Origin of the sequence: Primorskyibacter sedentarius (assembly GCF_004342065.1) — a bacterium.
In the GTDB taxonomy this organism is placed as follows: domain Bacteria; phylum Pseudomonadota; class Alphaproteobacteria; order Rhodobacterales; family Rhodobacteraceae; genus Primorskyibacter; species Primorskyibacter sedentarius.
Map to the genome: position 1 here is coordinate 59,076 of NZ_SLZU01000014.1, position 19,849 is coordinate 78,924.

The 19,849-nt window shown below is 61.6% G+C and carries 20 protein-coding genes; 14 read left to right on the plus strand and 6 right to left on the minus strand.

Annotated elements, in window-relative coordinates:
* Positions 1-103: 103 nt before the first annotated feature.
* The 4 genes from EDD52_RS16865 to EDD52_RS16880 all read left to right on the plus strand — a co-directional run bounded on the left by EDD52_RS16865 (position 104) and on the right by EDD52_RS16880 (position 5,385).
* Positions 104-1,207 carry an ABC transporter ATP-binding protein gene (locus tag EDD52_RS16865; RefSeq protein ID WP_132247122.1) on the plus strand — a complete coding sequence of 368 codons (1,104 nt, stop codon included), beginning with the start codon at positions 104-106 and terminating at the stop codon, positions 1,205-1,207.
* 109 nt (positions 1,208-1,316) lie between these two features.
* A complete protein-coding gene (locus EDD52_RS16870; protein WP_132247124.1) occupies positions 1,317-2,432 on the plus strand; it encodes an extracellular solute-binding protein in 1,116 nt (371 codons plus the stop codon).
* An 88-nt stretch (positions 2,433-2,520) separates the two neighbouring features.
* The gene (locus tag EDD52_RS16875) at positions 2,521-4,200 is read left to right on the plus strand and encodes an ABC transporter permease (protein ID WP_132247126.1); all 1,680 of its coding nucleotides are present in this window, start codon (positions 2,521-2,523) and stop codon (positions 4,198-4,200) included.
* Between the two features lie 6 nt (positions 4,201-4,206).
* Entirely contained in the window at positions 4,207-5,385 is a 1,179-nt protein-coding gene (locus tag EDD52_RS16880; RefSeq protein ID WP_132247128.1) for an ABC transporter permease, read from the plus strand.
* A gap of 113 nt (positions 5,386-5,498) precedes the next feature.
* Here EDD52_RS16880 and EDD52_RS16885 read toward each other — a convergent pair whose 3' ends face one another.
* Positions 5,499-6,368 (minus strand): branched-chain amino acid aminotransferase, encoded by an 870-nt coding sequence (locus EDD52_RS16885; protein WP_132247130.1) that lies wholly within the window; start codon positions 6,366-6,368, stop codon positions 5,499-5,501.
* Between the two features lie 166 nt (positions 6,369-6,534).
* Between EDD52_RS16885 and EDD52_RS16890 the strand changes: the two genes are divergently transcribed.
* The 6 genes from EDD52_RS16890 to dxs are packed head-to-tail and all read left to right on the plus strand — an operon-like array spanning position 6,535 to position 11,818.
* The gene (locus tag EDD52_RS16890) at positions 6,535-7,047 is read left to right on the plus strand and encodes a MarR family winged helix-turn-helix transcriptional regulator (RefSeq protein ID WP_132247132.1); all 513 of its coding nucleotides are present in this window, start codon (positions 6,535-6,537) and stop codon (positions 7,045-7,047) included.
* The gene (locus tag EDD52_RS16895) at positions 7,044-7,745 is read left to right on the plus strand and encodes a response regulator (RefSeq protein WP_132247134.1); all 702 of its coding nucleotides are present in this window, start codon (positions 7,044-7,046) and stop codon (positions 7,743-7,745) included. The genes EDD52_RS16890 and EDD52_RS16895 overlap by 4 nt, the downstream gene beginning before the upstream one ends.
* A 41-nt stretch (positions 7,746-7,786) precedes the next feature.
* The gene (locus EDD52_RS16900; RefSeq protein WP_132247136.1) at positions 7,787-8,713 is read left to right on the plus strand and encodes a histone deacetylase family protein; all 927 of its coding nucleotides are present in this window, start codon (positions 7,787-7,789) and stop codon (positions 8,711-8,713) included.
* A complete protein-coding gene (locus tag EDD52_RS16905) occupies positions 8,710-8,952 on the plus strand; it encodes an exodeoxyribonuclease VII small subunit (RefSeq protein WP_132247138.1) in 243 nt (80 codons plus the stop codon). Before EDD52_RS16900 ends, EDD52_RS16905 begins: the two co-directional genes overlap by 4 nt.
* A 33-nt stretch (positions 8,953-8,985) precedes the next feature.
* The gene (locus tag EDD52_RS16910) at positions 8,986-9,867 is read left to right on the plus strand and encodes a polyprenyl synthetase family protein (protein WP_132247140.1); all 882 of its coding nucleotides are present in this window, start codon (positions 8,986-8,988) and stop codon (positions 9,865-9,867) included.
* A 22-nt stretch (positions 9,868-9,889) separates the two neighbouring features.
* The gene (dxs, locus tag EDD52_RS16915; protein WP_132247142.1) at positions 9,890-11,818 is read left to right on the plus strand and encodes a 1-deoxy-D-xylulose-5-phosphate synthase; all 1,929 of its coding nucleotides are present in this window, start codon (positions 9,890-9,892) and stop codon (positions 11,816-11,818) included.
* 3 nt (positions 11,819-11,821) lie between these two features.
* Here the strand turns inward: dxs and EDD52_RS16920 are convergent, their stop codons facing one another.
* Together EDD52_RS16920 and EDD52_RS16925 are read right to left on the minus strand one after the other, a co-directional pair.
* Positions 11,822-12,430, minus strand: a complete 609-nt coding sequence (locus EDD52_RS16920) for an exopolysaccharide biosynthesis protein (RefSeq protein WP_132247144.1) — start codon at positions 12,428-12,430, stop codon at positions 11,822-11,824.
* 27 nt (positions 12,431-12,457) lie between these two features.
* Positions 12,458-13,324 carry an SDR family oxidoreductase gene (locus EDD52_RS16925; RefSeq protein WP_132247216.1) on the minus strand — a complete coding sequence of 289 codons (867 nt, stop codon included), beginning with the start codon at positions 13,322-13,324 and terminating at the stop codon, positions 12,458-12,460.
* A gap of 214 nt (positions 13,325-13,538) precedes the next feature.
* Between EDD52_RS16925 and EDD52_RS16930 the strand changes: the two genes are divergently transcribed.
* The gene (locus tag EDD52_RS16930; protein ID WP_132247146.1) at positions 13,539-14,021 is read left to right on the plus strand and encodes a lytic transglycosylase domain-containing protein; all 483 of its coding nucleotides are present in this window, start codon (positions 13,539-13,541) and stop codon (positions 14,019-14,021) included.
* A gap of 9 nt (positions 14,022-14,030) precedes the next feature.
* Here the strand turns inward: EDD52_RS16930 and EDD52_RS16935 are convergent, their stop codons facing one another.
* The gene (locus tag EDD52_RS16935) at positions 14,031-14,786 is read right to left on the minus strand and encodes a class II aldolase and adducin N-terminal domain-containing protein (RefSeq protein WP_132247148.1); all 756 of its coding nucleotides are present in this window, start codon (positions 14,784-14,786) and stop codon (positions 14,031-14,033) included.
* Between the two features lie 143 nt (positions 14,787-14,929).
* Here EDD52_RS16935 and EDD52_RS16940 point away from each other — a divergent pair, with 143 nt between their 5' ends.
* The gene (locus EDD52_RS16940; protein WP_132247150.1) at positions 14,930-16,414 is read left to right on the plus strand and encodes an AMP nucleosidase; all 1,485 of its coding nucleotides are present in this window, start codon (positions 14,930-14,932) and stop codon (positions 16,412-16,414) included.
* Positions 16,415-16,546: 132 nt separating this feature from the next.
* A complete protein-coding gene (locus EDD52_RS16945; RefSeq protein WP_132247152.1) occupies positions 16,547-16,834 on the plus strand; it encodes an HU family DNA-binding protein in 288 nt (95 codons plus the stop codon).
* 143 nt (positions 16,835-16,977) lie between these two features.
* Here the strand turns inward: EDD52_RS16945 and EDD52_RS16950 are convergent, their stop codons facing one another.
* Together EDD52_RS16950 and mutY are read right to left on the minus strand one after the other, a co-directional pair.
* The gene (locus EDD52_RS16950) at positions 16,978-18,126 is read right to left on the minus strand and encodes an alkane 1-monooxygenase (protein ID WP_132247154.1); all 1,149 of its coding nucleotides are present in this window, start codon (positions 18,124-18,126) and stop codon (positions 16,978-16,980) included.
* A 57-nt stretch (positions 18,127-18,183) separates the two neighbouring features.
* A complete protein-coding gene (gene mutY / locus EDD52_RS16955) occupies positions 18,184-19,230 on the minus strand; it encodes an A/G-specific adenine glycosylase (protein ID WP_132247156.1) in 1,047 nt (348 codons plus the stop codon).
* A gap of 91 nt (positions 19,231-19,321) precedes the next feature.
* Between mutY and EDD52_RS16960 the strand changes: the two genes are divergently transcribed.
* Positions 19,322-19,828, plus strand: a complete 507-nt coding sequence (locus EDD52_RS16960; protein ID WP_132247158.1) for a DUF721 domain-containing protein — start codon at positions 19,322-19,324, stop codon at positions 19,826-19,828.
* Positions 19,829-19,849 lie beyond the last annotated feature (21 nt).

Below are 19,849 nucleotides of genomic sequence, written 5' to 3' on the forward strand. Positions count from 1 at the left end.
TTAGCCACAATTGAAACCAAAGCGGTTGCAAACAAGCGCCTTAGCCGTTTTAGTTGGGACAATGAAAACGGGAAAACCCGCGGAAACACACAGGGAGCCTAGCTTGGCTGATACAGCGAACAGCGAGGCGTTCGTCGAATTTGAACGCGTGCAGAAAAGCTATGACGGCGAAACGCTTGTCGTTAAAGATCTGAACCTGGCCCTGCCAAAGGGCGAATTCCTAACGATGCTTGGACCGTCTGGATCCGGCAAGACCACCTGCCTGATGATGCTGGCCGGGTTTGAGACGGCCACCCATGGCGACATCCGTCTGGACGGGGTTGCGATCAACAATATCCCGCCACACAAGCGCGGCATCGGCATGGTTTTCCAGAACTACGCGCTTTTCCCGCACATGACGGTGGCCGAGAACCTGTCCTTCCCGCTGGAAGTGCGCAAGATCGGCAAATCCGAGCGTGAGAAGAAGGTCAAGCGCGCGCTGGAAATGGTCCAGATGGGCGAATTCGGCGGGCGGCGCCCTGCGCAGCTCTCTGGTGGCCAGCAGCAGCGGATCGCGCTCGCCCGCGCGCTGGTATTTGAGGCAGAGCTCGTCTTGATGGATGAACCGCTGGGCGCGCTGGACAAGCAGCTGCGCGAGCACATGCAGTTCGAGATCAAGCGCATCGCCGACAATCTAGGCATCACCGTTGTCTATGTGACCCACGACCAGACCGAGGCGCTGACCATGTCGGACCGCGTCGCTGTATTCAACGATGGCCGCATTCAGCAGCTGGCCCCGCCAGATGTGCTTTACGAGGCACCGGAAAACAGTTTCGTCGCGCAGTTCATCGGCGAGAACAACACGCTTGATGGCACGATCAAGGAGATAGCCAACGGTGTCGCCTTGGTAGAACTGGACGATGGCGGGCTGATCGACGCCAAGCCGGTCAATGTCTCGCAGCCGGGCGAACGGACCCGCGTATCGATCCGTCCCGAACGGGTGGAGTTCAATGTCGACCGGCTGGCAGAAGGGTCCCATACTCTGAAGGCAGAGGTGCAGGAATTCATCTACATGGGTGATATCTTCCGAACCCGCCTGAAAGTCGCCGGGAACAACGACTTCATCATCAAGACACGAAACGCTCCTGATCAGGTTCGCCTGAAGCCGGGAGAGATCGTCGAGATTGGCTGGCAGCCAGAAGACTGCCGCGCGCTCGACGCGAACTGAGACTGAGAATCGCGGGGGGCGTCATGTTGACGTCTCCAGCAGGTCCGGGTCCGGCTACTGCCCGAAGCACGTGACCCCCTGTACGAATTGGGCAAACTGGGAGATTTGAATGAAACTGACGAAAACCCTTCTGGCAACTTCGGCGCTGACCGTTGCTGCCGGCGCGGCTTGGGCCGAAAGCCACATGTCCAGCGAGATGACGCTTGTGTCCTGGGGCGGTGCCTATCAGGCGTCGCAGCAGAAGGCATATTCCGAGCCCTATATGGAAATGCACCCCGATGTTGCGGTTGTTTGGGACGAAAGCTCCAACGAAGCCGTGGCAAAGCTGCGCGCAATGAACGAAGCCGGCAACGTGACCTGGGATCTGGTCGACGTTGTGGCGTCCGATGCCATCCGCCTGTGTGACGAAGGTCTGGCGATGGAGATCGATCCCGAAGAGGACCTGGCCGCAGCGCCTGACGGCACCTCCGCCGAGGACGACTTCGGCGACTTGCTGGTCAGCGACTGCTTTATCCCGCAGATCGTTTATTCGACCACATTCGGCTATCGCACCGACATGGTGCCCGAAGGCGTAGATGCGCCCAGCCAGATCTGCGACGTGTTCGACCTGGAGACATATCCGGGCAAGCGCGCGCTGGAAAAGCGCCCCATCAACAACATGGAATGGGCTTTGCTCTGCGACGGTGTGGCCAAGGAAGACGTTTATGACGTTCTGGAAACCGACGAAGGTCAGGACCAGGCGCTGGCCAAGCTGGAAACGATCAAGGACGAAGTGATCTGGTGGTCCGCCGGGGCCGATACGCCGCAGCTTCTGGCAGATGGCGAAATCTTCATCGGCTCTACTTATAACGGTCGCCTGTTTTCGGTGATTGAAGAGCAGGATCAGCCGGTCGCCATGATGTGGGACGCGCAGGTCTTTGACCTTGACGGCTGGATTATTCCGACGGGTCTGGACGACGCCGCACTCGCCCGCGTCAAGGATTTCGTGAAGTTCGCGACCGACACGCAGCGCCTTGCCGATCAGGCCAAGTACATCTCGTACGGTCCGGCACGTGCGTCCTCTGCACCGCTGGTCGGTCAGCACGCCGATCTGGGTATCGACATGGCGCCGCATATGCCGACCGATCCCAACAACGCGCAGAACACGTTCCTCTACAACTACGAGTTCTGGGCTGACTATCGCGACGATATCGACGCGAAGTTCCAGGCGTGGCTGGCTCAATAAGCCGGTTTTGAAACGGGAAGGGGCCGCCTGTCGGCCTCTTCCGCGCCATTCGTTTTGACCTTTAAGAACAAAAAACAACGGGGACGATATGAGCAACGCAAGCGAAGCGCCGACACCGGATGACGGGCTCCGACTGATGGAGAGCGCCGATACCGGTCCGGTGCTTGCTGCCGACGGCACCCCGTTGAAGCGCAGCCTGGGCCGCGCGTTGCGCAGGCAGAAGTTGCGTGCATTGATGCTGATCGCGCCCTTGCTTCTCTTTGTCCTTCTGACGTTTATCGCGCCAATCGCGGACATGTTGTTCCGTTCTGTCGAAAACCAGATTGTCAGCGATACGCTGCCTCGGACTGTCGTGGCCCTGAAAGATTGGGACAGCACTTCGGGCGAGCTGCCATCCGAGCAAATCTACGAAGCGGCCTATTACGATATTTTCATCGCCGCCGAACGGAAGCTGCACACGCGGCTTGGTTCGCGCCTGAACTATGAACTGACGGGTGCCTCGTCGCTCTTTCGTAAGTCAGGGCGCGGGCTTGATGATATCGGAGAGGTTTATCAGGACCAGTTCGAAGATCTCAACAAGGCCTGGAAGGACGGCGAAACCTGGGCGCAGGTGATGGGATCGGATGCCTGGCTGAGTGAGGCTAACAGCTGGGGCAAGTCATCCGGAAAGCTGGCCCCTGCGTTGGAACTGCGTGACGGTATCGCGGAGCTTTTGCCCAAGACCGCAGAGAGCTACAGCAGTTTTGCAAATTTCGTCCGCGTCGATGACGGCGATAACCCGGCAAGCGAAGATCCGTGGTCTCTTGTCTACGCCGCGCTTTGGCAGGATCTGACGAGCGGCGCCGATGTCTCTGCCTATAGCGGTCCGAATGCGGACCTGCTTCAGGAGGCCGCGTCTGCCGCGCAGGATTTCGAGTCAATCTCGTTCACGGACGGTTTCGCGGAAATTGACGAGGATTGGGTGGACACGCCGATCTGGCAGACGATCAAGACCTACTCGCCGAAATACACGTCTGGTTATTTCCTGAACTCCGTCGACATGAAGAAGACCCCAGATGGTCCGGCGCTGCGCGACGAGGATCAACGGATCTACGGCCTGCTGTTCAAGCGCACGATGTTCATGTCGCTGGTCATCACCATCAGTTGCATCATGTTGGGCTATCCCGTTGCATGGATTCTGGCCAATCTGCCTGCGCGCACCGCAAACCTTCTGATGATCCTTGTGTTGCTGCCATTCTGGACTTCGCTTCTGGTGCGAACCTCGGCCTGGAAGGTGATGCTGCAACAGCAGGGTGTGATCAACGACGTCCTTGTCTGGCTGGGGCTGGTTGGTGACGGTGACCGGTTGGTCATGATCAACAATCAGTTCGGCACGATCGTGGCGATGACCCACATTCTGCTGCCCTTCATGATCCTGCCGCTTTATTCGGTGATGCAGACGATCCCGCAAACCTATCTGCGGGCCGCGAAATCACTGGGGGCCACCAACTGGACAGCGTTCTGGCGGGTGTATTTCCCACAGTCGGTGCCGGGCATCGGCGCGGGGTCGATCCTCGTGTTCATCCTTGCGATCGGTTACTACATCACGCCGGAGATCGTCGGTGGCACCACTGGTACGTTCATCTCCAACCGGATCGCATATCACATCTCCTCCTCGCTCAACTGGGGGCTGGCGGCTGCGCTTGGCGCGATCCTTCTGGCGGTCGTGCTGATCCTCTACTGGGCCTATGACAAGATTGTCGGCATCGACAACGTGAAGCTGGGGTAAGCAAACATGGTCGCACTCACACCGATTTCACGTAAACCGATCTCCTTCGTGGCGCCTGTCATGGCGGCTGCCGGGGCGTTCTTTGGCATCTTCATCGGCACGGCGAACGGATCGACTTTGCTGGGCTTCCTGATTGGAGGCGCGCTGCTGGCAGTGATCGCCGTTGCCATCATGAAGATGGATCTGCCGGAAAAGCCGGTGCGCTGGGGGCTGATCGTCGCCTTTGCGGTGTTGGGCTTTTCGCTCGGCGGCATCCCGGGCGCGGTGGTGGGGGCTGCCTTTGGCTGGTTCACCGGATGGTTCGCCTATTGGCTGTTCGAGGGACGATACCGCGCGAAAGTGGCGCCTTACCTCACATCCGGGCAGGTTTTGTGGCATTTCGCGTTCCGGGTGATCTGCGGGGCGATCTTCATATTCCTGATCACGCCAATTCTGGTGGTGATGCCTCTCAGCTTCAACGCCGAGGACTTCTTTACCTTCACGCCGGAAATGCTGCGATTTGACCCCGATGGCTACAGCCTGAAACATTACCGGGATTTCTTCACAAGCGATGCATGGCAGCAGTCGCTTTGGAATTCGGTCACGATCGCACCGATGGCGACGATCCTGTCGGTGGGGTTTGGCACGCTTGCGGCAATCGGGCTGAGCCAGCCGCATGTGCCGTTCCGCCGCGCGATCATGGCAATCCTGATCTCGCCGATGATCGTGCCGCTGATCATCTCGGCGGCCGGGATGTATTTCTTTTATTCGCGGATCGGGCTTCAGGGCACGTATCTGGGTGTCGTGCTTGCCCATGCCGCGCTGGGAATCCCGTTTGTCATTATCACGGTGACGGCGACGCTGGTCGGCTTTGACAACTCGCTGACACGGGCGGCGGCCAATATGGGGGCCGATCCTGTCACGACGTTCTTCCGCGTGCAGATGCCGCTGATCCTGCCGGGCGTGATCTCGGGAGGGCTTTTCGCCTTCATCACCTCTTTCGACGAGGTTGTGGTGGTCCTGTTTGTCGGTTCAGCCAGCCAGAAGACGTTGCCCTGGCAGATGTTCATCGGTTTGAGGGAACAGATCTCGCCGACGATCCTTGCCGTGGCGACGATCCTTGTGGTGATTTCTGTCTGCCTGCTGACGGTTGTGGAGATGCTGCGGCGGCGGTCTGAACGGCTTCGTGGTATGAGCCCGGGCTGAGATCCATCGACGCAGTTTGGGGAATGGATAAGGGCGGGTGCCGGAAGGCCCCGCCCTTTTTCTAACCAGCCAGGAGGGATGACAGAGGCGCCGGGTCGTGGCCCGGCGCGGAGTCAGCTCCGCACCAGCTTCTCGTAGCTTTCAGAGATGTCGCGCGCCATCTGTCCGACTTCGAACGTGTAGTCACCGATCTGACCGACGGGGGTGACCTCGGCGGCGGTGCCGGTCAGCCAGCACTGCTCGAATCCTTCCAGCTCTTCGGGCGCGATACGGCGCTCATGCACCGTGACGTTGCGCTCCTTCAGCAGCCGGATCACCGTTTGCCGCGTGATGCCGTTGAGGAAGCAATCGGCATCAGGTGTGTGGACCTCGCCGTCCCTCACGAAGAAGATATTGGCGCCTGTGGCCTCGGCCACGTAGCCACGGTAATCCATGAACAGCGAGTCAGAGCAGCCCTTGGCCTCTGCCGCGTGTTTGGACATGGTGCAGATCATGTACAGCCCGGCCGCCTTGGCATGGACGGGAATCGTTTCGGGCGAAGGGCGTTTCCATTTCGAGATGTCGAGCTTCGCGCCCTTCATTTTGGCATCGCCATAATAGGCGCCCCATTCCCATGCCGCGACGGCCATGCGCACCGGGTTGCGCGAAGACGCGACACCCATATCCTCGCCAGCGCCGCGCCAGGCGACGACGCGCACATAGGCGTCATCCCAGCCATTGGCCTTGAGGACGTCATATTTCGCCTTCTCGATCTCTTCGACCGAATAGGGGATTTCCATATCCAGCAGTTTGCCCGAATTCTTCAACCGTTCGGAATGTTTGACGGATTCGAAGATCTTGCCGTTGTAGCAGCGCTCGCCCTCAAATACGGAAGACGCGTAATGCAGGCCGTGGGTCAGGATATGGACGTTTGCTGCGCGCCAATCGACCAGTTTCCCGTCCATCCAGATCTTGCCGTCACGATCATCATATGTTGCGGCCATGGCTTTCTCCTGCCAGTTTGTTTGCAAATATTGCGCTAGATATGGCCGAACTGGTCATAATATTGCGCATAAACTCAGTTTCGGTACCAGTTGGCCCTTGGAATGTCAACAAGGCTGACTTAAAATCACGACGATGGCGCAGCACTCTGCAGATCGGAGAGTAGACATGGCGGATTTACGTAATATGGGCGGTCACGGGGGGGAGGCGCTCCTTTATCTGACCGATGAACAGCTTCGGCAGGGCATTGAGGCGATGTTCTTTGCATATCGGGGGTTTACCGCCGATCCCGACCGCATCCTGCAAGGCATGTCCTACGGGCGTGCGCACCACAGGGCGATTCACTTCGTCAATTGTGCACCGGGGACGACCGTGAACAACCTTCTCAATATCCTTGGCGTGACCAAACAGTCGCTGAACCGGGTTCTGCGCACCCTGATCGCCGACGGGCTGATCGAAAGCCGGGTGGGACGCGCGGACAAGCGCGAGCGGCATCTTTATCTGACCGAACAGGGCAGGGAGCTGGAGCAGAAACTGTCCGACGCGCAGCGCGCGCGTATGCGGGCGGCTTACCGCGAGGCCGGACCCGACGCCGTCGCAGGTTTCCGTCAGGTCCTCGAAGCGATGATGGACAGTGAGATGCGGCGCAACTACGTTGCGCTGAGGGAGGGACGTGCATGAGCGAACCAGATGCGCATCTGCTGATTGTCGATGATGACGAACGCATACGCGGCCTGTTGCAGAAATTTTTGATCCGCCACGGCTTTCTTGTGACGTCGGCACGGGACGCGGCGCATGCGCGGCGGGTTCTGTCAGGGTTGGAATTCGACCTGATCGTGCTGGATGTCATGATGCCCGGAGAGGACGGCATCAGCCTGACCCGCGACCTGCGCAAGACCTCGCAGACGCCGATCCTTCTCCTGACCGCCAAGGCGGATACGGATGATCGGATCGCCGGGCTGGAGGCCGGCGCGGATGACTACCTTGCCAAGCCTTTTGAGCCAAAGGAACTGCTGCTGCGCATCAATGCGATCCTGCGGCGGATGCCGGAACCCGAAAGCGATGCCTCTGTGCCGAAGCTCTTGACGCTTGGGCCGGTGCGGTATGACATAGAGCGCGGAGAGATGTGGCGGGGCGAAGACCTTGTCCGGCTGACCGCGACCGAGGCACAGTTGATGCGGATCTTTTCGGCCTGTCCGGGCGAACCGGTGAGCCGCGCAAAGCTGGTCGAGGATCTGGGCCGCGACCGTGACCAAAGCCAGGAACGCGCCGTGGATGTTCAGATCACCCGCCTGCGCCGAAAGATCGAGGTCGACCCGAAACAGCCGCGCTATCTTCAGACGGTGCGCGGCGCGGGATATATGCTCGCCCCTGACTGACCTTCGCGGTTTCGCAAATCTGACAAGAAGTGGAGGATGTCTTGGCAACGGCCCTGATCACCCATGCTGCCTTTCTGGACCATGTAACGCCCGAGGGGCATCCGGAACGTGTGGCGCGGCTGGAACATGTCCTGCACGCGCTGGAAGGTCTGGACCTGCACCGCGTGACCGCGCCAATGGCGGCAGAGGACGATCTTCTGCGCATCCATCCCAAGTCCTATATCGAGGGGCTTCGCGCGGCCTTGCCTGCCTCTGGCTTTGCGCAGATCGACGGGGACACATTCCTTTCGCCCGGATCGATGGAGGCTGCGTGGCGCGGCGCCGGTGCGGTCGTGCGGGCCGTCGACATGGTGATGGCGGGCGATGTCGCCAACGCGTTCTGCGCTTTGCGCCCCCCCGGCCACCATGCCGAGAAAGAGACCGCGATGGGTTTTTGCCTTTTCGGCAATGCTGCTTTGGCCGCGAAACATGCGCTGGACCATCACGGGCTGTCGCGTGTGGCTGTGGTGGATTTCGACGTGCATCACGGCAATGGCACGCAGGACCTGCTGTGGGACGAGGCGCGCGCGTTGACAATCACCAGCCAGCAGATGCCGCTTTGGCCCGGGTCGGGCAGGCCCGATGAAACGGGCGCCTATGACAACGTCCTGAACCTGCCGCTGGCGCCGGATACGGGCGGCGAGGAGATGCGCGCCCTTTACAAAGCGCAGGTTTTTCCGCGTCTTCGCGCCTTCAAGCCAGAGCTGATCGTGATTTCCGCAGGGTTCGACGCACATAAGGACGACCCCCTCGCCGCGCTGAACTGGGAGACCGGGGATTTCCGCTGGCTGACCCGGCAGCTTTGCGCATTGGCGGCAGAGCTTTGCGATGGTCGGGTGGTCTCGACTCTGGAGGGCGGCTATGATCTGGAGGCGCTTGCGCAAAGCACCCGTGCGCATGTCGAGGAATTGATGGAGGCAGGCAAATGAGCGAAACCGCAGTGGACGAGATGAGCTTTGAGCAGGCGATGGCCGAGCTGGAGCAGGTCGTGGGCAAGCTGGAACGCGGCGATGTGGCACTTGAGGATTCCATCAAGCTGTACGAGCGCGGTGCCGCCCTGAAAAAGCGGTGCGAAGCGAAGCTGAAAGAAGCCGAGGAAAAAGTCGCCGCCATCACGCTGAATACCGACGGCGAGCCAACAGGGACAACGCCGGTCGAAGGGCTGTAAATGCCCGGCGGCCTTACTTCGATGCAACCATCCATGCCCGACACCGCCCTTTTGCCGCTCAAACCCGCTTTGACGCGCGCGGCTGAGCTCGCGCAGGCAGAGATCGCCTCCGCGCTTGCAGGTCTGGACAGCGATGTGGCCCATGCGATGCGCTATGCGGTCGAGGGTGGCAAGGCGCTGCGGGCGTTCCTGGTGATCGAAGGGGCGCGGCTGCATGGGTTGGGTCGGCAGGACGCAGCCCCTGCGGCCGCTGCGATTGAGGCGCTGCATGCCTACAGTCTTGTGCATGACGATCTGCCCTGCATGGATGATGACGATCTGCGGCGCGGCAAACCCACCGTTCACCGCAAATGGGACGAGACCATCGCCGTTCTGGCGGGCGATGCACTTCAGGCCTTGGCCTTTCAGCTCGCGGCCCAGACGCCTTGTGCAGCGGATCGGCGAGTCGCGCTGATCCATGGCCTTGGCACGGCGGCGGGGGCACGCGGAATGGTCGGCGGGCAGGCGATGGATATCGCCGCAGAGACGGCGCAGACGCCGCTGAGCCTTGAAGACACGACCGCCCTTCAGGCCGGAAAGACCGGCGCGCTGATCACGTGGTCGGCCACGGCTGGCCCAATCATGGCAGGTGCCGCGCCCGACAAGCTGCGCCTTTACGGCGAATGCCTTGGCCTCGCCTTTCAGATTGCCGATGACATTCTGGATGTTGAAGGCGATGCCGCAACCGTCGGCAAGGCAGTGGGCAAGGATGCAGGGCGCGGCAAGGCCACTTTTGTCAGCCATCTGGGTCTGGACGGGGCGAAACGCCGCGCGGAAACCCTCGTGACCGAGGCCTGTGATGCGCTATCTGTTTACGGCGCCGATGCGGAATGCTTGCGGGAAGCCGCCCGTTTCGTTATCTCGCGCGAGAACTGACACAAGCCCGCGGAGGCTCGCCATGTCGCCGAAACCCGAAACACCGCTGCTGGATCGCGTCCACGTGCCGGCCGATCTGCGCCAGCTTTCGGACCCGGAACTGACCCGGCTGGCCAGCGAGCTGCGTGCCGAAACCATCGCAGCGGTCTCGCAGACCGGTGGCCATTTGGGGGCCGGGCTGGGGGTGGTCGAACTGACCGTGGCCCTGCATGCCGTGTTTGATGCGCCCCGCGACAAGATCATCTGGGATGTCAGCCACCAGTGCTATCCGCACAAGATCCTGACGGGGCGGCGCGACCGCATGACAACGCTGCGCCAGAAGGACGGGTTGTCCGGGTTCACCAAGCGCAGCGAAAGCCCTTACGATCCGTTCGGCGCCGCGCATAGCTCTACCTCGATCAGTGCGGCGCTTGGCTTTGCCGTGGCGCGTGATCTGGGCGGCGCTTGTGACACCGGCCATGGCGACGCGATTGCGGTGATCGGCGATGGCGCGATGAGCGCGGGCATGGCCTATGAGGCGATGAACAATGCGGGCCATCTCAAAAAGCGCCTGATCGTCATTCTGAACGATAACGAGATGAGCATCGCGCCCCCCGTTGGTGCCATGTCCACCTATCTCAACCGGCTTTATACCGAAGCGCCATTTCAGGATTTCAAACAGGCCGCGAAGGGCGCAGTCAGCCTGTTGCCGGAACCTTTCCGCGAAGGGGCCAAGCGCGCCAAGGAAATGCTCAAGGGCATGACGCTGGGCGGCACGCTCTTCGAAGAGCTGGGGTTCAGCTATATCGGGCCGCTGGACGGGCACGATCTGGGCCAGTTGTTGCCCGTCTTGCGCACCGTTCGGCAGCGCGCGACCGGGCCCATTCTGATCCATGTGCTGACCAAGAAGGGCAAGGGCTATGCCCCTGCCGAGGACGCGGATGATCGCGGCCATGCGCGGGCGAAGTTCGACGTCATCACCGGTCAGCAGAAGAAGACGCCCTCCAACGCGCCCAGCTACACCAAGGTATTCGCCGAGGCGCTGTTGCAGGAGGCAGCCGACGACACGCGCATCTGCGCCGTCACGGCGGCGATGCCGGATGGCACGGGGCTTGATCTGTTTGCCGAACGCTATCCAAGCCGTTGCTTCGACGTAGGCATTGCAGAACAGCACGGCGTGACCTTTGCGGCCGGGATGGCTGCCGGCGGTTTGCGGCCATTCTGCGCGATGTATTCGACCTTCCTGCAGCGCGGCTATGACCAAGTGGTGCATGACGTCGCGATCCAGCGCCTGCCAGTGCGTTTCGCGATTGACCGGGCTGGGCTGGTCGGGGCCGACGGCGCGACCCATGCAGGCAGCTATGATACGGCGTTTCTGGCCAACCTGCCCGGTTTCGTCGTGATGGCTGCCGCGGATGAGGCGGAGCTGAAGCATATGGTCGCCACCGCCGCCGCGCATGACGAAGGCCCGATTGCGTTCCGCTATCCGCGCGGCGAAGGCACAGGCGTCGAGATGCCGGAACGCGGTGAATTGCTGGAAATCGGCAAGGGCCGGATGATCCGCGAAGGCAAAGGCGTGGCGATCCTGTCCTTTGGCACGCGCCTGTCCGAAGTTCTGACCGCCTGCGAGGCGCTGGCTGCGCGGGGGATTACCCCCACCGTGGCCGATGCGCGCTTTGCCAAGCCTCTGGACCGCAAATTGATCCTGCGACTGGCCGCCGAGCATGAGGCGCTGATCACCATCGAAGAAGGCGCGGTTGGCGGCTTTGGCAGCCATGTCGCGCAGCTTCTGGCCGAAGAGGGCGTGTTTGACCACGGGCTGAAATACCGGTCGATGGTTCTGCCTGACATCTTCATCGATCAAGCCTCGCCCGCCGATATGTACGCTGTGGCCAAGCTGAGCGCGGCGGATATCGAGGCAAAGGTCCTGAACGTTCTGGGGGTCGAGGCGATCCGCACGGGCCGGGCCTGACCACTACTGCCCCGCGCTTACACCGGCGTTGAACAAAGTGATGGACAGGGTGACCACGGCGGCGGTAAAGACATAGCCCGCCGCGATATACACCCCATCACGCGTGACCATCCCGATGCAAAGCAGCGAGACGGCAAACGCCCCGATGCTGGTAACCATCGGCAGCAGTTCCAGCGGGGGCCAGGCGGCGGTAATCAGGATGATGATGACCAGCGCAACATGGCGCAGCGGGCTGCGTGTCAGCATGCGAAGACGCTCGCCAGTGTGCCGGTCAACCCAAGCCACGGGTTTTTCCAGCCAATCCAGCGCGCCGTGAAGCTTGCCTGCGGGCAGGCGTCGACGCATCAGGAACCCCGGCAGCCACAGGTGGTTGCGACCGATCAGGTCCTGAACCGCGATCAGCAGGATCAGCAGCCCGCCAAGCGTCGGCAATGTCGGGATGCCTGAAAGCGGCGAGACCAGTACCAGCGCGGGCACAAGCATCAGCGGCGCAAAGGCACGCTCGCCTATCTTTTGGATCAGCTCTTCTACAGAGACATGCTCGGCCTCTTCCTCTGGCCGCAGCGCATCCAGCAATGCGCTTAGCTTGTGGGAAGAAGCGGTGTCAGCCATGCCATGCCTACCAGTCGGTTGGCGCTGTCAGCCTGTCTGGTCTTCTTCCTTCAGAAGCGCAGACAGACCGCTGCGATAGTCCGGGTATCGCAGGGTCACGCCCAGTTCGGTCTTGATGCGGTCGTTTCGGACCCGCTTGGATTCAGCATAGAAACTCCGCGCCATGGCGCTTAGTTCCGCCTCGTCGAAGGGGATCGCTTCGGGCACCTTCATGCCCAGCAGTTCTGCCGCATGGGCGATCACATCCTGCGGCGGGGCCGGTTCGTCGTCGCACAGGTTGTAGATGCCGCCCGGGCGGGGCGCCGCGATGGAGGCCGCAAGGGTCTGCGCGATATCCTCGACATGGATGCGGCTGAAGACCTGACCGGGTTTGATGATGCGCCGGGCCGTCCCTGCGCGGACCTTGGCAAACGGGCCGCGGCCCGGGCCGTAAATTCCGGCAAGCCGGAAGATGTGCAGCGGCAGGCCGGGAATGCTTTGCCAAGCGGCCTCGGCCTCCTTGCGCCCGCGGCCACGTGGGGTCGACGGGTTCAGCGGGGTATCTTCGTCCACCCAGTCGCCATCATGGTCGCCGTAGACGCCGGTGGTGGACAGGTAGGCGACCCATTCAAGGCGCGGCGCTTCCTTTGCAAGCGCAGGGGCCAGCGCGCGCAATACCGGATCGCCATCGGCATCCGCAGAGACAGACGAAAGGACATGTGTGGCCCGCGCCAATGCGCCTGCCAGATCCTCGCCCGGCCAGATCATCGCCTCCAGCCCTTCGTCCTGCAGCTTTGCCGCTTTTTCGGGGCTGCGGGTGGTGGCGATGAAGCGCCAGCCGCCTTGCCGACGCAAATGCCGGACAAGCGCCTGCGCGCTGTAACCGTGCCCGATGGTAAGAAGAGTGCGTGTCATGTCTGGCAAGGTGAGGCCGTACAGGCCGAATGGCAAGGGGCGTCGTGGCCAATCAGGGGCCATGGCCTGCGTCCTCTTGCCCCTGTGGGCGATGGCTGAAAGGCGCCGATGCCAAACCGCTTTCGGCATGATGCTGCCGCAGGCGAAACGGCGCGCTTTGCCGGGTGTCGTTTCCGCGCTAACCGGAAAGGGATCAACAAGCCATGAGCTGACTATGACACGCATCCCAAGCCTTTTGCTTCTTATGATGTGCCTTTCCCTACCCGCCTGTGCGGATCTGTCTGGCCCCTCCGAACAGATGTCCTTTGCCGCCACGCCCAAGACGCAGCCGCTTTATCCCAATGAAACGCCGGAGCTGCGGCAGCTTATCAACCAATATGCCGACCGATACGACGTCCCGCGCCCGCTTGTGCAGAAAGTGGTTGTGCGCGAGAGCACGCATCGCCCGTGGGTGCGCAATGGCCCCAATTACGGCTTGATGCAAATCCAGCCCGCAACCGCGCGGGGCATGGGGTTCAGCGGCCAGAATACGGATCTTCTGGATGCCGAAACCAATCTGAAATACGCCGTGAAATATCTGCGGGGTGCATGGCTTTTGTCGAACGGCAGCTATGACACTGCCGTCAAATGGTATTCCCGGGGCTATTACCACGAGGCGAAACGTCAGGGCATGCTGGACGAAACCGGCATGCGCTGACCTGCGCGCTCAGTTCGCGTAGTTGGAGCCTTCTTCGTCCAGAATGGCCTTGAGCTCGCCCAGATGCCGCGCATCCTGTTCGGGATATTCCTCCAACTCCCGCGCCGTTTTCTCGGCGATCTCGTCGGACAGGACGTTCAGCGGCCGACCGGTCTGGAGCGCGCGGATATAGGTCTCTGCTGCGCGCTCGAAATAGAACAGCCGGTTGAACGTGTCCGCGACGGTGTCGCCAATCACGATCACGCCGTGATTGCCCATCACCAGAACCTTGTGCTTGGGGTTGCGCAGCAGCTCTGCACAGCGCGCGCCTTCATCCTCAAACGCCAGCCCGCCATAGTTGGTGTCGATGGCGTGGCGGTTGAAGAAGGTCGCGCAGTTCTGGTCGATCGGGGGCAGGCGCGGGTCCTCAAGGCAGGCCAGAACGGTCGCATGGACGGAATGCACATGCATCGCGCAGCGCGCATGCGGGCACAGCCGGTGCAGACCGCCATGCAGGCCCCATGCAGTGGGGTCCGGCGCGTTGGGCCCGCTGAGCGTTTCGGGATCATCCGCATCAACCACGATCAGGTCGCTGGCCTTTACCCGCGAGAAATGCATCTGGTTGGGGTTCATCAGGAACTTCCTGCCATCGTCGGAAATGGCAAGGCTGAAATGGTTGGCCACAGCCTCGTGCATGTTCAGCCGCGCAGTCCAGCGGAAAGCGGCGGCAAGGTCGACACGCTCTTGCCAGTGGTCCAGGTTGGGGCGCAAATCTTGCACGGTCATGGCAGGTTCCTTCAAACAGGGTATATCTGCGCAGTTTGCGCCAGCGCGCCACCATTGACCAGAGCTTGTCGCCACGCTGCTGCTTGATCCGACGGTCGGTTGGTGTCAGGTTGCCGCAAAACCGGCCAAGGGGCGTTAAAGAGATGCAGGATCAAGGCAACGGAATAACTCTGACGACACCGGACCTGCCCCAGGCAGAGCTTTTCACCGATGCGGCCAGCGCCGTTGATCGGCTTGTGGAGCTTTATGACGGTGCCGCCGGGTTTCTGTGTGATCGGTTCCGCGAGGCGATGGAGGCCGGGCATCCCGGCTGTCGTTACCGCGCCTTCTATCCCGAGATCCGCATCACCACCACGACCTTTGCCAAGGTCGATAGCAGGCTCAGCTTCGGGCATGTCGCCTCGCCCGGCACACACGCGGCGACGATCACCCGGCCGGACCTGTTTCGTCATTACCTTGAACAGCAGATCGTGCTGCTGACCCAGAACCACAATGTGCAGGTGCAGATCGGGGTGTCCGACACCCCGATGCCGGTGCATTTTGCCGTCGCCAGCGACCGGTCCATCACGGTGCCGCAAGAAGGGGCTGCGGATTTCATTCTGCGTGACGTGTTCGACGTGCCCGACCTCAGCACCACGAATGACGACATCGTAAACGGCACCTTCGTGCCAAGCCCTGACGGGACGGAACCGCTTGCCCCCTTCACGGCGCAGCGGGTGGATTACAGCCTGGCCCGGCTGGCACATTACACGGCGACCGACCCCGAGCATTTCCAGAACCACGTTCTGTTCACCAACTACCAGTTCTATGTCAGCGAATTCGAGGCCTACGCCCGCGCCCAGCTTGCCGACCCCGAAAGCGGCTATTCGGCCTTCGTCAGCACGGATAATCAGGTCATCACGCGAGCGGACCAGCCCTTGCCCCCGACGCTGAAGATGCCGCAGATGCCGACCTATCACCTGAAGCGGGCGAATGGCAGTGGGATCACGTTGGTCAATATCGGCGTGGGCCCGTCCAACGCAAAGACGGCGACCGACCACATCGCCGTGTTGCGGCCCCATGCCTGGGTCATGGTCGGGCATTGCGCGGGTCTGCGCAATTCGCAGTCGCTGGGTGATTTCGTGCTCGCCCACGCCTATCTGCGAGAGGACCGCGTTCTGGATGACGACCTGCCTGTATGGGTGCCAATCCCGGCACTGGCAGAGATTCAGATCGCGCTGGAAAACGCCGTGGCACAAGAAACGCAGCTGGATGGCTATGACCTCAAGCGGGTGATGCGAACGGGCACCGTGGCCAGCGTCGACAACCGCAACTGGGAGCTGCGCGAACATACTGGACCGGTGCAGCGGCTTAGTCAGTCGCGCGCCATCGCGCTGGATATGGAAAGCGCCACGATCGCGGCCAACGGGTTCCGCTTCCGAGTTCCCTACGGCACATTGCTCTGTGTCAGCGACAAGCCGCTGCATGGCGAATTGAAGCTTCCCGGAATGGCGTCGGACTTTTACAAGACCCAAGTCGCGCGCCACCTGATGATCGGAATCCGCGCGATGGAGACGCTGCGCGAGATGCCGCTGGAACGCATTCACAGCCGGAAATTGCGCGCATTTGACGAGACAGCCTTCCTTTGACCTTGGGGAAGTCGGTCAAAAACGCACTATTTATGCCTGTTTTGCACCACAATTTGTTGTGTTGCCCCGCAAGATGAAGTTAGATATGCGCCACGAGGCCCAAGACATCGGGCGGATAAAGGAGACCATGAAATGGCGAAACCCATGACCAAGACCCAACTCGTCGCCGCCCTGGCCGATGAAATGGACAGCGACAAGAAAGCTGCAGGCGCAGCTCTGGATGCGGTCTGCGCATTGATCACCCGCGAAGTCGCCGCAGGCGGTGCCGTGACCCTTCCGGGCGTTGGCAAGATCTATTGCCGCGAGCGTCCCGAGCGTATGGTGCGCAACCCTGCCACCGGCGAGCAGTTCAAGAAAGAAGCCGACAAGGTGGTCAAGATGACCATTGCGAAGGCGCTGAAGGACAGCGTTAACGGCTGATACCTCGCGTTATCGCAGGCAAGTTGAAGGGGGCGCTTTTGCAGCCCCCTTTTTTGTGCGCTGGCGGCAAGGTCCGGGCTGCGTGTGGGCCGTTGAAACGCTGTGCGCCGCATCTGCGTGGCCGACAGCCGGGCCATCGCAGATCAGCGGGGTGCCGGGTTCTCGGCCCTGTTATAGGGCCGCCAGTCGGTGATCTCTGGGTAATAGCGGTCGCGCCAGGCACGCACTTTCGGGTTCATGATGCGCCTCCAGATCGGCGGGACCATCGCGGCCATCGTCATCACAGGATAGCCGTAGGGCAGCTGTGGCGCGTCGGCCTGTTCATGGTTCTGCAACAGCGGAAAGCGCCGGTCGGGCTTGTAGTGGTGATCCGAATGGCGTTGCAGGTTGATCAGCAGCCAGTTCGATGCCTTGTGCGCCGCATTCCAGGAATGGCGCGGTTTGACGTGTTCGTACTTGCCGCCTCCAAGGTGTTTGCGGGTCAGGCCGTAATGTTCGACATAGTTGACCAGCTCCAGTTGCCAGATCGCGACCCCGGCCTGAACGATAAACAGCCCCACGCCGACCCAGCCGCCCAGCAAAAGTGCCAGCACCAGCATCGCGGCCTGCAAGCCCCAATACCGCCAGAACGGGTTGCTGCGGTCAGTCCAGGGCTTGTTCTTGCGCGCCAGCATCGCCTTTTCAGCGTTGAACGCGGAATGCCAGCTTTGCCGCAAAACGCGCGGGTAGAACCGGTGGAAGCCTTCGTTATAGCGCGCGGTGACCGGGTCGCGCGGCGTGCCGATATAGCGGTGATGCACCAGAAGGTGTTCGGACCGGAAATGTGAATAAAGCACCATGGCCAGCAGCAGGTCGCCCAAATTGCGTTCCCACTTCGCTTTCTGGTGCATCAGCTCGTGGCTGTAGTTGATGCCGACCGTCCCGGTCATCACGCCCACCCCGAAAAACAGCGCCAGCTTTTCGCCGCCCGACAGATGGCCCGCCCGCGTGACGTACCAGATCAACCCGAAGAGCGAGATGAATTGCAGCGGCGGCCAGATCAGTGTGACGAGGCGGTACCAAAAGAGGTCGTTCTCCGAGGTTTCGGGGTCGGCATTCTGGGCATTCAGCCCGAACGCAAAATCAAGCGCGGAAAACAGAAACCAGGAGCAGACCGGCGGCAGCACAAGCCACCACCCGCCCTGCGTGGCCGACAACCAGACGACCGGGATCAGCCCCAGCGACAACCAGAATGGCAGCGCGCGGCCGATCCGCGCCACCTCTGACGGGGCAAGTGTGGTTTGGTCTGTCATATCGTGCACCTCTTGGCGCCACTCTACCCGCGTGGCCGCCTGTGGAAAAGTGCAGGATCAACTGTCTTTCGCAAGGTCAAACGCCTTGCGCATCACGGTTGGCAGGTCCGACGGGCTGAAATCCGGCAATTCGACAAAATCCCCTCGAATCGGCGCACGGTCCATCGGCACCAGCGCAGTCTTCACCATCAGACGCAGGTGGAAATGGGTGAAGGTGTGGCGGGCCTCGGCGGGCAGTTCGCGCCATTCGGCCCTGATTGGTGGGTCGTCTTGCGGGGCATCCCCCCAGTCCGAACCGGGCCAGCCCAGCATGCCGCCCAAAAGCCCCTTGTCGGGTCTGCGCTCCAGCAGCCATGCGCCATCTACACGGCGGGCGAGATAGGCGATGCCCAACCTTGTGGGCTTGCGCTTTTTCGGCAGTTTCCTGGGCAGTTCCGCTGCGGTCCCCGCCTCCCACGCGGCGCAGGGTTTGCGCCAAGGACAAAGGCCGCAAGCGGGTTTGCGGGGGGTACAGATCGTGGCGCCCAGATCCATCACGGCCTGCGCATAATCGCCGGGGCGCTCTTGCGGGGTCAGGGCCGCTGCCATTTCCGTCAAGACCGGTTTGGCAGTCGGCAGGGGGGTGTGTTCGTCATGCAGCCGCGCCATCACCCGTTCGACATTGCCGTCCACCACGGTTTCAGGCCGGTCAAAGGCAATCGCGGCCACCGCCGCCGCCGTATAGGGCCCGATGCCGGGCAGGGACAAGAGCCCCTCGCGCGTGTCCGGAAACACGCCACTGTGATCATTCGCGACCGCGCGGGCGCATTTCAGCAGGTTCCGCGCGCGGGCGTAATAGCCAAGCCCGGCCCACGCGGCCATGACATCGGCATCTTCGGCCGCTGCCAGATCAACAACGGTGGGCCAGCGGGCGGTGAAGGTTTCGAAATAGGATTTCACTGCCGCAACAGTGGTTTGCTGCAACATCACCTCGGACATCCAGATGCGGTACGGGTCGGGGCGCACCCCAAGTCGGCGTGCATCCGGTCCCACACGCCACGGCATCCGGCGGGCGTTCCTGTCATACCAATCCAGCAATTCCTGGGCAGAGGCGGATTCACGCAAACTTGAGCTTCCTTCTGGGCATCGGATCAGAACGGGGCTGGTGCGCGCCGTCCGGCCCACTACAATAGCGTCGAGGCAGGGGATTCAAGGCATGAGCCAACGTAACTCGAGCACATACGGTTTCGCGCGGACATCGTCCTTGTTGCGCAATCGGATCAGCAAGGCCAGCGAAAGCCGCGGCTTCGCGCAGTCGCGCGTGCTGACCCATTGGTCCGAAATCGCGGGCGAGGATATCGCAGCGATGTCCCGCCCGGTCGAGATTAGCTATGGCCGTGGTGGCATGGGGGCAACGCTGACGCTCTTGACCACGGGTGCCCAGGCGCCGATGCTGGAAATGCAGAAAGAGATGATCCGCAGCCGCGTCAACGCCGTCTACGGTTTCAACGCCATCGCGCGCATCCGTATCACACAGACAGCGGCGACCGGGTTTTCCGAAGGGCATGTGCAGTTCGATCGCGCGCCCGGACCTGCCCACAAAGATCCTGACCCATCGGTCACTCGCGCAGCGGCTGAAACCGCGCAGGGCGTGGGTGACGAAGCACTGCGTAATGCGCTTGAAATGCTTGCGAAAAATGTGCTTTCCCGATCGAAACGCTGAACACTCACCAAACTGGAGGTC